Genomic DNA, 12,904 nt, shown 5'->3' on the forward strand with positions numbered 1-12,904 from the left:
TTCAGCGACCGACGAAGGTCGGCTTGCGGCGAGACTTGATGGCATCGATCGCCTCGCGCAGATCCTCGCTACCCATCGTCATGGCCTCATAGGCCATGCCCGCATCCATCTCGGCATGGGCAATGCGCTTCAACTCCATATTGATCACGGTCTTGGTCGATCGCACTGCGAGTTGCGGAGCGCGCGCGATGCGGTCGGCCCAGCGGAATGCGACCTCGTCCAGTTCTTCGGCGGGGACGGCGAAGTTGATCAGGCCGATCTGCTCCGCCTCGCGAGCATCGAGCAGGTCGCCGCTCAGCAAATATTGTTTGGCGCGGGCAAAACCCACCAGTTGCGGCCAGATTACCGCACCGCCATCGCCGGCGGTGAGCCCCACCTTAACGTGAGGGTCACCAAAGCGCGCGGTTTCCGTCGCGACGATGATGTCACAAAGCAACGCCACCGTGCAGCCCAGGCCGATGGCGTCGCCATTGATGCGCCCGATGATCGGCTTGCTGCATTCCAGCATGCCGAACACCAGCTGCTTCGATTCAGCCACCGCGGCTTGCAGCATGAAAGGATTGGCATTCTGCTCCAGAAGCAGATCAAAATCACCGCCGGCGCTAAACGCCCCGCCGTCCCCCGTCAGCACGATGACATCAGAGTCGGGGTCATGCGCCAGGTCCGTGAACAGTGGCGCCAGCTCCCGATGCATCTCCCCAGAGACGGCATTCAGATGGTCCGGCCGGGAAAGTGCAGCAACTATAACCCGCCCGCGCCGCTCGAAGCGCACGTATTTGTAGCGATCGAAATCCATGAACCTCTCCTGTGTATGTGCATTGAAAATCACTTTTTGACACTTGTGTCAATCACGTTTAGCCGTTGGGTTTCGGCGCTGTACGTACCTCAGCCATAGGCGCTGACGGCCCTTTCCACCGCCATCCGAGACTGACACAATCCAAACGCATATGCCCAAAAAAACCACCGACATCGCCGTGGCCGAGCCGCGGCCCAAATCGGCCGAAGACAGCGAGCAGGTGACGAAAACGAAGCGGGCGGAGCGCCAGCCGCGCAGCGCGCCCAGCCACCGCTCGGCAAATGCGCGCCTGCGCAAGCGTGCGCTGCAAACCAAGGACCTGCTGGTCAGCACCGCCAAGGCGCTGTTCCTGGAATATGGCTATGCGGCGACCACGATCGACAATATCGCCGATGCTGCGGCGGTGTCACGCGCGTCATTCTACACCTATTTCTCCTCCAAGATGGAGATCATGATCGTCGCCGGTACGGATGCCCGCGATACGAGCTGTGCACTGCTGAAACAGCTCGGCGAGATTGACAGCGGCAATCTGCAGGCCGGTATAGAGACGTGGATCGACAAGTATTTTCGGTTTCTCGAACGCGACGGCGGCTATATACTGACCTGGCAGCAGGCGGCGCTCAAGGACCCCGCGCTACGCAAGCTCGGGATGGAAGGCAGCCAGCGCGCCTCCCGCGTTCTGGCGGAAGCCCTGCAACAACTTGGCGCCCGCGGCAGCCAGTCCGACCTGTTGATCCGCAGCCTTGCGCTGCGCTCGATGCTCGATCGCTTCTGGTACCACTGGTGGCTGACCGTCACGCCCCATGAACGCCAGGATGTATTGCGCAACCTGGCGACGATGATCCTCGCAACGATCAGTATCTGAGACCTCGGCGTTCAAACGCGCGGAGTGCCCAAGCGCTCCCTGTTTGTCGCGTGGCAATGAAGATGCGCGGCGTTCGCTCAGCAGCGTTCGATGATGATCGCCGGCGCCATGCCGCCGGCCGCGCACATGGTGACGAGTCCGCGCCGCTTACCGGTCCGTTCCAGTTCGTCGAGCACCGTTCCTATCAGAATCGCGCCGCTCGCGCCGATCGGATGGCCCAGCGCGATCGCGCCGCCATTGACGTTCACTTTGTCGCGATCGAGCGCGAGGTCACGGATCACCTTTTCCGAAACCACGGCGAAGGCCTCATTGATCTCGAACAGGTCGATGTCGTCGAGGGTGAGGCCAGCGCGCTGCAGGACCTTGCGGACCGCGGCGACCGGCGCATTGAGCATTAGCGTCGGATCGTCACCCATGTTCGCAGTCGCGACGATGCGCGCGCGCGGCTGCCAGCCCATCTTGTCGGCATAGGCCTTCGACGCCAGCAAAAGGCCTGCGGCACCGTCAACCACGCCCGACGAATTGCCGGCATGATGGAAATTCTGGATGTCGACGTCCGGATAGCGGCGGTTTATCGCCTGGCGGAAGGTTTCACCGGTCTTGTTCATCGGCATGTCGATGACCGCGGCGAAGGAGGGCTTCAGCGCAGACAGGTCGGCGAGCGAAGTGCCCGGCCGGGGATGTTCGTCGCGGTCGAGCACAACATTGCCGTCGTCGTCCAGCACCGGGACGATCGATCTGTCGAACCGGCCTTCCTCAATCGCCCGAGCGGCGCGCTCCTGACTGATGACGCCGGCACGATCAAGCTCTTCCCGGGTGAAGCCCTCGATCGTCGCGATCGCATCGGCGGCGACGCCCTGGTTCGATTGCGGATGGGCCGCCTGCAGTCGAGCGTTGCCGGCACCGATGCCCAGCGGCTCGAAACCAGCAGCCTGCTCGTCGCGCGCCTGCGTATTGGTGAAAGACATCATCTCGGTACCGCCCGCGACGATGCAATCTTCCATGCCCGACATGATCTGCGCCGCCGCGAAATTGACCGCCGTAATGCCACCACCGCAGAACCGGTTGAGGGTCACGCCTGACGCCTTGGGATGATAGCCGGCATCGAGTGCTGCCATGCGTCCAAGGTCGCTGCCCTGGGTGCGGACCTGCGTACAGACCGACCAGATCACATCGTCGACCTCATCCGTCTTGAGACTGTTGCGGTCCTTCAGGGCCTTCAGCACGGTCGCCGCAAGATGCTGCGGATGCAGGTGCGCAAGCTTGCCCTTGCCGACTTTGCCGATGCCGCGCGGCGTGCGAACCGCGTCGATGATATACGCTTCACCCATGATCTGGTCCTCCTGAAATCAGTCTCTCGACCATGCGACCCGTGCACACGCAGAAGGGTACGTCGCCGTTACCGCGTGAAAGATGCGCCCGCCGCCGCCTTCTCGCGCAGCAGCGCGGCGGGTGCGAAGGCCGATCCATGGAGCGCGGCCAATTCGTCCAGCCGCTGCACGATCTTACCGAGCCCGATCGTATCGCCCCAGAACATCGGACCGCCGGTATAGACGGGCCACGCATAGCCCAGGATGCAGGCGACATCGATGTCCGAGGCGCGCGACGCGATCCCCTCTTCAAGCAGCTTCGCACCCTCGTTCACGACCGGATAGAGCAGATCGGCGACGATTTCTTCGGGCGAACGCGGCGCCCGCGCAGGGACGTTGCGATATTCCGCATAGGCGGCGATAATCGCGGCCGCTTCCGGCGACGGTGTGGCGTTGCGATCTGCGTCGTAATCGTAGAAGCCGCCATTCTGCTTCTGCCCCAGCCGACCATGGCTGAGAAAATCCGACCGCAGGGTGCGCTCGGTCGAATCCCGGCCGGTCACGTCGAGCCCGATCAGATCGAACATGCGGAACGGTCCCATCGAGAAACCGAAGTCGTACAATGCCTCGTCGATATGCTCGGGGCTTGTGCCTTCGAGAACGACCGCTTCTGCCTGGCGGTTGCGCGGACCCATTACGCGATTGGCGATGAAGCCCGGACCGACGCGCGACAGGACCGGCACCTTGCGCAGTGTCTTGGCCAGCTTCATGGCTGTCGCGACGACCTGCTTGTCCGTCGCCGCACCACGCACGACCTCCAGCAGGCGCATCACGTTGGCCGGCGAGAAGAAGTGAAGCCCGAGAACCCGCTCGGGGTGGCGCGTCGCTTGGGCGATCTCGTCGATCGACAGAAAGGAAGTATTGCTCGCCAGGATCGCATCCGGCCGTACGATCGCGTCGAGCTTGCCGAAGACTTCCTTTTTCAGTGCCATCTGCTCGAACACCGCCTCGATAACGAGGTCCGCGCCCTGTAGCGCCTCCATCCCGACCACCCCATTGATCAGGGCCATGCGCTCTTCCACCTGCGCCTGGGTTAGCTTGCCGCGCTTGACGCTCGCCTCATAATTTCGGCGGATGGTGGCGACGCCGCGGTCGAGATTTTCCTGCGTCGTCTCGGCGAGCGTGACGGGCAGTCCTGCGTTGAGGAAGTTCATCGCGATCCCACCGCCCATTGTGCCGGCGCCCAGGACGCCGACTGACTCGACCGGCCGCACCGGGGTATCGGCGGGCACGTCCGACACTTTGGACGCCTCGCGCTCAGCAAAGAAATAATAGCGCTGCGCCGCGGACTGGGTGGATTCGAGCAGTTCCTGGAACAGTTCGTGTTCGCGGGCGATGCCGGCATCGAACGGCAATTCCACCGCCGCCTCGATCGCCTTGATGTTATTCTCCGGCGCGAGGAAACCACGCATCGCGTGGGCGTTTTTGCGACGAAATGCGTCGAAGACGCTGCTGTCCCCCTTGTGCGGCCCGGTCTTGTCCGTGCGGTCGCGAATGCGCTGGAGCGGTCGTCCATCCGCCAATACCTGCCGAATGAAGGCAAGCGCGCCTTCCTTGAGATTGCCCTCCTCGGTCAACGCATCGATCATGCCCAACCGCAGCGCCTCGGGGGCGGGCACCGGATCCCCCTTAATCACGACTTCGAGAGCGATTTCCGGACCGACCAATCGCGGCAGTCGCTGGGTTCCGCCCCCGCCGGGTAGCAGCCCCAGCTTGACTTCCGGCAAGCCCATCTGCGCGCTGGGTACCGCAACGCGATAGTGACAGATCAGCGCCATCTCATAGCCGCCGCCCAGTGCCGTGCCATGGATCGCCGCGACCACAGGCTTCTTTCCCTGCTCGATCAGATCGACCACCTCGCGCAGCGTCGGTTCGAGAATTGGCTTGCCGAGTTCGGTGATGTCGGCGCCAGCGATGAAGGTACGCCCGGCGCATATCAACACGATACCCTTGACCGCTGGATCGGCGGAAAACTTGCGGAAGCCTGCGTCGAGAGCGACACGCACACGATGGCTCAGGGCGTTGACCGGAGGCGAATCGATGGTGATCAGACCAATACCATCCTCGACCGTGAAGGTTCCCACAGCGTTCATTCGCCTCTCCCGTATCTGGCGGTCAGACGCCTCGCCATGCACGGTTGCACGGCCACTCGCTCCGCGCATAACGAATTTGACGCATCCGTCAATCTTTCGCGGCCGAAACCGGTTCCGCGCGTGGCGAGCGCGTCGCCCGGCGCGCCCTATCGCCACGAATACTTGGCATCCCGCGATCGGGCGTGGCAACGTGCGCGCATGCAACTGGACGCTCGGGAACTTGCAGGGAGCCTCATCGGCTTTGATCCTTTGGCCCTCGGGATCAGCCCCGGTGCGCTGCTCACCGTCGACTTCACCGGTTTCGAAGGAGATGCCGAGGCGGTTTCGGCGCGCGCCGAGGCCTGGCTCCGCCGCCTGCCCTGCCCGTCGCTGGCCCTGACCACAACACCTGCGCGGTTGGCGGGGTTCGATCTTTCGGTCTCGAACCCTGCGGAAGTCGAACGGATCGCAAGCGCGGTTGCCGCCCATCCTGTTTCGACCACGATCCTCGTCCAGGCCTTGCGCATCATCGAAGGCCTGTCGGCGCAATCGGCGCTGGTCGTTGAGTCGCTGGCTTTCGCTGCCCTGCAACAGGGCGAGGAATTTCGCGATTGGCTCGCCCGGCTGCCGGCGTCGTCGCGGGAGCCCGCCGCCAATGCGACCGACGGCCCGCCCGTTCTGGTCGATCGCAAGGGGGCGGAATTGGACATCGTGCTGAACCGGCCCGCGGCGCGGAATGAGATTGATGTGACGATGCGCGATGCGTTATTCGAGGCGTTCACGGTGGGCGCGGTAGACGACGGCATCGAACGCATCCACGTCCGCGGGTTGGGAGACAGCTTCAGCATCGGCGGGGCTCTGAGCGAATTCGGGCATGTGAAGAGCGGCGTTTCCGGGCACTTCATCCGTACCGAGCGGCTGCCGGCACGGATGCTCGCCGATCACGGCGCTAAATATCATTTCCATCTGCACGGCGCCTGCGTCGGCGCCGGGCTGGAAATCGCCGCCTTTGGCGGAACGGTGACGGCAACGCCATCGACCTTCCTGCGCCTGCCGGAAACGAACATGGGCCTGATTCCGGGCGCGGGCGGCTGTGTCAGCATCACTCGCCGTATCGGCAGGCAGGGCGCAGCTTGGATGATGATGACCGGCGCCCGGATCAGCGCACGGACGGCGCTGCGATGGGGCCTGATCGACGGCATCGAAGACTGATCCGGCCCGCCCACCGCCCCGTTGGGAGGAGGCGACGACGCCCCCTCCCCGCGGCCGGAACGGCTGTAGCGGCGATCAGACCTCGATCAGGACCGCGCCGCCCTGGCCGCCGCCGGCGCACATCGCCGCAACGCCCAGACCGCCGCCGCGGCGCTTGAGATCGTTGATCAGCGTGGTCAGCATGCGCCCCCCCGAAGCCGCGATCGGGTGGCCGATCGAGCAGCCGCTGCCCGAGACGTTCACTACCTCCTCGCTGATGTCGAGCATCCGGCATGCGGCGAGCGGCACCGACGCAAACGCCTCGTTGATTTCCCATAGCTTGATATCGCCCACCGACCGTCCGGCGCGATCGAGCAACTTGCGGATCGTATCGATCGCCGCAATGCCGGTAAAGCGCGGGTCGGCGCCCTTGGCGGTCCAGCCCAGCACGCGGGCGATCGGCGCCAGCCCTTCGTTGTTGGCGAAGTCCGCGCTGGCCACGGCAAGCGCCGATGCCGCATCGTTCACCCCGCTCGAATTGCCCGCGGTGATCGAGAAGCCGTCGATTTCCGGGTGTAGGACCTTGAGGCTGGCGAGCCGCTCGGCCGAACTGTCACGACGCGGATATTCGTCGACGTCGAACGTGACGGTGCTACCGTCCATGTGCAGGGCCTGGACGGGCACGATCTCGTCCTTGAAGTTGCCGGCATCGATCGCGGCGATGGCCCGCTGGTGCGAGCGCAGCGCCCAAGCGTCCATCTCTTCGCGCGTCAAGCCGGCTGCCTTGGCGGTGTTCCATCCGACGGTGATCGACATGTCGCGATTCGGCGCTTCCTCGCTCGCCGGATGCGTCGGCGGCATCCAAAAATCCTCGACCTCGTCGCTGGCCGGCACCCGCCAGCGCATCATCGGCCCGGTGGATACCGACTGCACGCCACCGGCGATGATCAGCCGCTCCATGCCGCTGAGAATCTGTGCGGAGGCCAGACCCACGGCACTGAGGCTCCCCGCGCAGTGCCGGTTGATCGCCATGCCGCCCGCCTGAAATACCCCCAGTTCGACGGCGGCGTGGCGTGCCAGGGCCCCACCGCCATACAGCGACTCGGCGAAGATCACGTCGTCGACCAGCGAAGGATCGATGCCGCCCCGCGCAAGGACAGCCCCCAGTATCGTCGCAGCGAGCGCTTCGCCGCTAGTGTTGGCGAGCGTTCCCTTTCGGGCGGTGGCGACCGCGGTGCGGACCGCGCTAACGATGACAGGCGACGACATTTGAAACCTCTCCGCGCATTTAAGGACATGACTACACCGTCAACAACGGATATGACGCTAGTGTCAACAAGCGATATGCTGCCGTGCAGCGCAAGCGCAAGCACGGACGTGAGAGGGATAAGATGACCGGCTGCCACCCGCGGAAACGGAACGGCGCACGGGTTTTTGCCCGATGCCATCTCCATGCCGCTCCCTCGCGCCCCGAAAGGCTTCGCGGCGAAGGGGACGGTCGACCACGTTCCAAGCAGCATAAGACATGCATTGGGGGAGGAAGAATGCACGATCAGAAATTTCGCGATGTGCATGTGCACTGCACCGCTCCGTATCGGGCGGGTGCGAAGCCTCGCGCAGACAAGAATCCAGCGGCCAGCGGCATTCCTTACAACTTGGCTTTCAACCTCATCGGCGTGACGGCATGAACATATCCTTGGTGCTGCAAATGGCGGCCGACACCTTCGCAGATCGGATCGCCCTTACTCACAATTCGGTGGATTATAACTATGGCCGTCTCTACGCCTCCGCCAAGGCGGCGGCGGCGCGCATCGTGGAAAGCGGCGCGAGCTATGTGTCGTATCTCGGCGAAAGCAATCCCGCGACGGTGGTCGCACTGTTCGGCGCGGCACTCGCCGGCCGACCGTTCGCACCGCTCAACTATCGGCTGACGGTACCCGAGACAAACCGACTGATCGAGCGGCTGGACCCGGTGTTCCTGATCGCCGACGAAGACAAGCTCGCCACCATTCCTACAGGTGCGGCGCAGGTCGTGATGTCGGCAGCCAAGTTTCTGGCGACGGTGATCACGGACCAGCAATCCGACTGGGAAGCTCCCGAAGACGAGGAAGGCGTTGCCGTACAGCTGTTCACCAGCGGCACGACGGGCGAGCCCAAGGCTGCCTTGCTGCGCAACCAGAACCTGCTCAGCTACGTGCTGGGCACCGTGGAGTTCGGTTCGGCCGAGGAGGACGAGGCGACACTGGTATCGGTGCCTCCCTACCATATCGCCGGCATTTCGGCGATCCTGAGCTCGATCTATGCTACCCGCCGCATCGTCCAGCTCCCGCAGTTCAGCCCGGTCGAGTGGCTCAAGCAATGCGCGGAGCAGCGCGTAACCAACGCGTTCGTCGTTCCCACCATGCTCACCCGAATCATCGGACATCTGGACGAGGCGCGCACCGTACCGGACCTCGGGGCGTTGCGCTCGCTCGCATTCGGCGGCGGCAAGATGCCGCTGCCGGTGGTGCAACGCGCACTGCACCTGTTCCCGCACGTGGCGTTCACCAACGCCTATGGGTTGACCGAAACGAGCTCAACGATCGCACTGCTGGGCCCGGACGAACATCGGGAGGCTCACGAACATCCCGATCCGATGATCGCCCGCCGGCTCGATTCGGTGGGTAAGCCGCTGCCCACGGTAGAAGTCGAGATTCGCGATGAGAGCGGGAAGGTGCTGGGGCCGAACGAGCTGGGCGAGGTGTTCGTGCGCGGACCGCAGGTTTCCGGGGAATACCAAGGCCGCAAGCTGACCGACGCGCAGGGTTGGTTCCCCACGCGCGATTCGGGGTTCCTCGATGCGGACGGCTTTCTGTTTCTGGCCGGACGGATCGACGACGTGATCGTGCGGGGGGGCGAGAACATCTCCCCCGGCGAAGTGGAAAAGGTGCTGCGCGAACGCGAGGGCGTCGCCGACGTCGCCGTCGTCGGCGTGCCTTCGGTGGAATGGGGCGAGACACTCGCGGCCGCCATCGTCCGGACGCCGGGTGCCGGACTCACCACCGAGGCGCTTCAGGATCACGTGCGCCGAAAGCTGCGCTCGTCGCGCGTGCCCGAACATATCCGGTTCGTGGATGCCCTGCCATACAACGAAATGGGCAAGCTGCTGCGGCGCAACGTGAAGGCCATGTTTGCGGGCTGAAACGGGCACGGCATCGCACCCCCGCCACTTGCGGCGCGCGTGGGCGTGAGCGCCGCACGGGCTTTCGAGCACCAGGTTTTGCGACCAGGCACGCACGGCGGATGCGGCTGCGCGTTTGGCGACGCTCCGGCACACACCGTATCGGCGGGGCGATCGTACCGGGTGCCCGCGGACGATCCATGCGCCTCCGACAGCCGCGTCACAAAAGATATTTGACGCTAATGTCAAAAACGTTCATTAGCATGAGCGACGCCGCGGCTCCCGTCCTCAACCGAACGGACGGGGTGATCTTCGGATCGCCGGCCAGGGTGCTTTGTGCGGGTCCGTCGCCGCAATCCGCTTGGGCGTAGACAGGGACTTGAGGGTAGGGAATTAGCAGATGGAAATTGCACCGGTCGTTAAGCAGATTATTGGCGAAATCGACTTCGATCCCGATGCACTGCACGAGAAATACCTGCACGAGCGCGACAAGCGACTTGAACGCGGCGCCCGCTCCTACAAGGAGATCGCCGGCGAGCTTTCGCACTTCTGCGAGGACCCGCACGCCGATCCGAACTTCACGCGCGATCCGATCAACGACGAGGTCGACTTCCTGCTGATCGGCGCGGGCTTCAGCTCGCTGGTCCTCGGCGCGCGCCTCCGCAAGGCGGGGTACACGGCGCCGAGCAACATCCGGCTGATCGACGCGGCAGGCGATGTCGGCGGCACCTGGTACTGGAATCGGTATCCTGGCGCGCAGTGCGATACCGAGGGTTATGTCTACATGCCCATGCTCGAAGATACCGGCACGATGCCGACGTGCAAATATCCGTATCAGCCGGAAATCCTCGCCCAGGCCAACCGTATCGCGGACAAATACGCCCTGCGCGAAAACGCGATGTTCCAGACCTCTGTCACCGGCATGGCGTGGGACGACAAGGCAAAGAAGTGGACGATCACCACCGACCGTGGCGACAACTTCAGGTCCAAGTACGTCGTCATGGCGACGGGTCCGTTGAGCAAGCCCAAGCTGCCAGGCATCCCCGGGATCAATTCCTTCAGGGGGCATACCTTCCATACCTGCCGTTGGGACTATGGCTATACTGGCGGCAGCACGCTGGGCGAGCTCGACGGCCTCAAGGACAAGCGTGTGGGTATCATCGGCACCGGCGCCACCTCGATCCAGTGCATTCCGCATTTGGCAGCCTCGGCCAAGGAACTCTACATTTTCCAGCGCACCCCCTCGTGCGTGGACCTGCGCTACAACAAGCCGACCGATCCGGAATGGGCCGCTTCGCTGAAGCCGGGCTGGCAGTGGGAGCGCATGGTGAACTTCGCCGAAGTGCTCGAAGGCATCCCCGATGTCGAAGTCGATCTGGTCAACGACGGCTGGACGGTACTCTATCGCAAGGCGTTCGGCCCGGCATTGAAAAAGGCAGCCGAACAGGTCGGCCGCAAGCTCGATCGCGAGGAGCGGAGCCAGCTGCTTGAGCTGTACGACTATCAGAACATGAACAGGATCCGGCAGCAGATCGCGGACATCGTCAAGGATCCCAAAACCGCCGAATCGCTGAAGCCGTGGTACCGCCAGTTCTGCAAGCGACCGACCTTCCACGACACCTATCTGCAGGCGTTCAATCGCCCGAACGTCCATCTCGTCGATACTGACGGGCTCGGCGTGGAGCAGATCACACCCGACGGCGTGATGACCAATGGCGAGGAGTATAAGCTCGATTGCCTGATCTTCGCGACCGGCTTCGAAACGGAGACGTCCTACGTCCACCGTGCCGGATATGACGTGACGGGCAGGGACGGCCGCAAGCTCTCGGATTATTGGGCGAATGGCCTGCGGACCTTCTTCGGCGTGGCAGTCGACGGCTTTCCGAACCTTTTCCTGCTCGGCCGCACCCAGAGCGGGTCGTCACTCAACCTGCTCTACGGCATCACGCGCCAGATCGGCCATGTCGTGCACATGATCACCGAAACAGAAAAGCGCGGCGCCGCCTCGGTCGAACCCAGTGCCGAAGCCGTCCAGAACTTCCTGGACGACTTCTGGGCGCACAAGCGCAAGGCCGACCGCTACTGGGCGGAATGCACCCCTGGTTTCTTCAACAACGAAGGCAATGTCGACAACAATAACGGATTCTTCGCCGACTCCTATGGCGGCGGCATCCGCAAGTTCTTCAACAACTTCCAGGAGTGGCGCGACAGCGGCGATATGGTGGGGATGAAGTTCGCGTTCGCGACGGAAGGGACCGACTCCTGACCTCGATTGCACCGTAAAAAATCCCTGACGGCAGTCGGCTGCGCCCATCGCAAAAGGGACCACCCCATCGAAGTGGAACAAGCATGATCACTCTCTATGGAATGAGCAGCCCAAATGTCGTCAAGATTTTCCTCATGCTCGAGGAAATTGGCGCAGAGTATGGGTTTGAGCGGTGCGATGTCATTCTGGGCGAGCAGTTCAGCGACCAGTTCCTCGCGCTGAACCCCAACGCCAAAGTGCCGGTCATCGTCGACGATGACTCGACAGATGGTCCTGTCACGATCTTCGAATCGGGCGCTATCCTGATCTATCTCGCCGAGAAATCGGGGAAGTTCTTCCCTGCCGAGGGTGCTGGGCGCTATCATGCCTTGCAGTGGCTGATGTTCCAGATGGCGGGCGTCGGCCCGACGTTCGGTCAGGCAATTCACTTCCGCGATCGGTCTTCAGGCAATGACTATGCCATTGCTCGGTTCAGGCGCGAGCTCGATCGGCTGTGCGGCGTGATCGACACCGTGCTGGCGACGCGTGCGTATCTTGCCAGCGACACGTACAGCATCGCTGACATCGCTCTCTTCCCCTGGATGCGGACCTGCACGCGCTTCTTCGCCGATGTCGAATTTGGTCCGGCAACGCGCCGGTGGTACGATTCGGTCGCGCAGCGACCGGCCACCGTGCGGGCGCTCAACGTCGTCGAGGGTCTGTCGAGCATGGATAGGAAGAGCATGAAGTCTGCTTCGCCCGAACAGCTCGTCCGCTATTATGGCCGCCCCCGCGACTAGAGCCGAGCGGCGGCACAGACTATGGCCGGCAAACAACTACATACAAGCGAGTGGAGAGTGGTATGAAGCCTGGAACCCGCCTGCGGAGCGCAGCGGACGACACGGAAGTGATGGTGATCCGCTGCGGCGCGGGCACGATCCAGTGCGGCGGCGCGCCGATGACCGTGGAGAAGCCCAGCGAAGCGGCGCCGCTATCGGCGAGCTTTTCGGCAGGGACGATGATGGGCAAGCGCTATGTCGATACCGCCGGGCAGTTCGAGTTGCTGTGCGTGAAGCCGGGCAAGGGATCGCTGGCGGTCGACGGCGTGGCGCTGGTCGTCAAGGAAGCCAAGCCGCTCCCTGCTTCGGATTGACCGCGAAAACCGCTCGGGGCGCGAGGGCGCCCCGCAACACGATTCTCTTTCT

The 12,904-nt window shown here is 63.5% G+C and carries 11 protein-coding genes; 7 read left to right on the plus strand and 4 right to left on the minus strand.

What is annotated here, in order from left to right:
• Position 1: 1 nt before the first annotated feature.
• Positions 2-796, minus strand: coding sequence for an enoyl-CoA hydratase-related protein (locus IE191_RS17790; RefSeq protein WP_191325728.1), 795 nt, complete (start codon positions 794-796; stop codon positions 2-4).
• A 151-nt stretch (positions 797-947) separates the two neighbouring features.
• Between IE191_RS17790 and IE191_RS17795 the strand changes: the two genes are divergently transcribed.
• Entirely contained in the window at positions 948-1,661 is a 714-nt protein-coding gene (locus IE191_RS17795; RefSeq protein ID WP_191325729.1) for a TetR/AcrR family transcriptional regulator, read from the plus strand.
• Between the two features lie 77 nt (positions 1,662-1,738).
• On the opposite strand, the gene IE191_RS17800 is transcribed toward IE191_RS17795, so the two are convergent.
• Positions 1,739-2,992 (minus strand): acetyl-CoA C-acetyltransferase, encoded by a 1,254-nt coding sequence (locus IE191_RS17800; RefSeq protein ID WP_191325730.1) that lies wholly within the window; start codon positions 2,990-2,992, stop codon positions 1,739-1,741.
• A 68-nt stretch (positions 2,993-3,060) separates the two neighbouring features.
• Entirely contained in the window at positions 3,061-5,124 is a 2,064-nt protein-coding gene (locus IE191_RS17805) for a 3-hydroxyacyl-CoA dehydrogenase NAD-binding domain-containing protein (protein WP_191325731.1), read from the minus strand.
• Between the two features lie 198 nt (positions 5,125-5,322).
• Here IE191_RS17805 and IE191_RS17810 point away from each other — a divergent pair, with 198 nt between their 5' ends.
• The gene (locus IE191_RS17810; RefSeq protein WP_191325732.1) at positions 5,323-6,315 is read left to right on the plus strand and encodes an enoyl-CoA hydratase/isomerase family protein; all 993 of its coding nucleotides are present in this window, start codon (positions 5,323-5,325) and stop codon (positions 6,313-6,315) included.
• A 75-nt stretch (positions 6,316-6,390) separates the two neighbouring features.
• Here IE191_RS17810 and IE191_RS17815 read toward each other — a convergent pair whose 3' ends face one another.
• A complete protein-coding gene (locus IE191_RS17815; RefSeq protein ID WP_191325733.1) occupies positions 6,391-7,563 on the minus strand; it encodes a thiolase family protein in 1,173 nt (390 codons plus the stop codon).
• A 275-nt stretch (positions 7,564-7,838) separates the two neighbouring features.
• Here IE191_RS17815 and IE191_RS17820 point away from each other — a divergent pair, with 275 nt between their 5' ends.
• From IE191_RS17820 to IE191_RS17840, 5 genes are all read left to right on the plus strand, one after another.
• Complete coding sequence (locus IE191_RS17820; protein ID WP_191325734.1) at positions 7,839-7,982, plus strand: hypothetical protein; 144 nt, start codon at positions 7,839-7,841, stop codon at positions 7,980-7,982.
• Positions 7,979-9,475, plus strand: coding sequence for a class I adenylate-forming enzyme family protein (locus tag IE191_RS17825; protein WP_191325735.1), 1,497 nt, complete (start codon positions 7,979-7,981; stop codon positions 9,473-9,475). The genes IE191_RS17820 and IE191_RS17825 overlap by 4 nt, the downstream gene beginning before the upstream one ends.
• Positions 9,476-9,854: 379 nt before the next feature.
• Entirely contained in the window at positions 9,855-11,720 is a 1,866-nt protein-coding gene (locus IE191_RS17830; RefSeq protein ID WP_191325736.1) for a flavin-containing monooxygenase, read from the plus strand.
• 83 nt (positions 11,721-11,803) lie between these two features.
• Positions 11,804-12,499, plus strand: coding sequence for a glutathione S-transferase family protein (locus tag IE191_RS17835; RefSeq protein WP_191325737.1), 696 nt, complete (start codon positions 11,804-11,806; stop codon positions 12,497-12,499).
• 62 nt (positions 12,500-12,561) lie between these two features.
• On the plus strand, positions 12,562-12,852 hold the full coding sequence (locus IE191_RS17840; protein WP_191325738.1) for a hypothetical protein: 291 nt from the start codon (positions 12,562-12,564) through the stop codon (positions 12,850-12,852).
• The last annotated feature ends 52 nt before the right edge of the window (positions 12,853-12,904 follow it).

This window comes from Novosphingobium pokkalii (genome assembly GCF_014652855.1).
Classification (GTDB): domain Bacteria; phylum Pseudomonadota; class Alphaproteobacteria; order Sphingomonadales; family Sphingomonadaceae; genus Novosphingobium; species Novosphingobium pokkalii.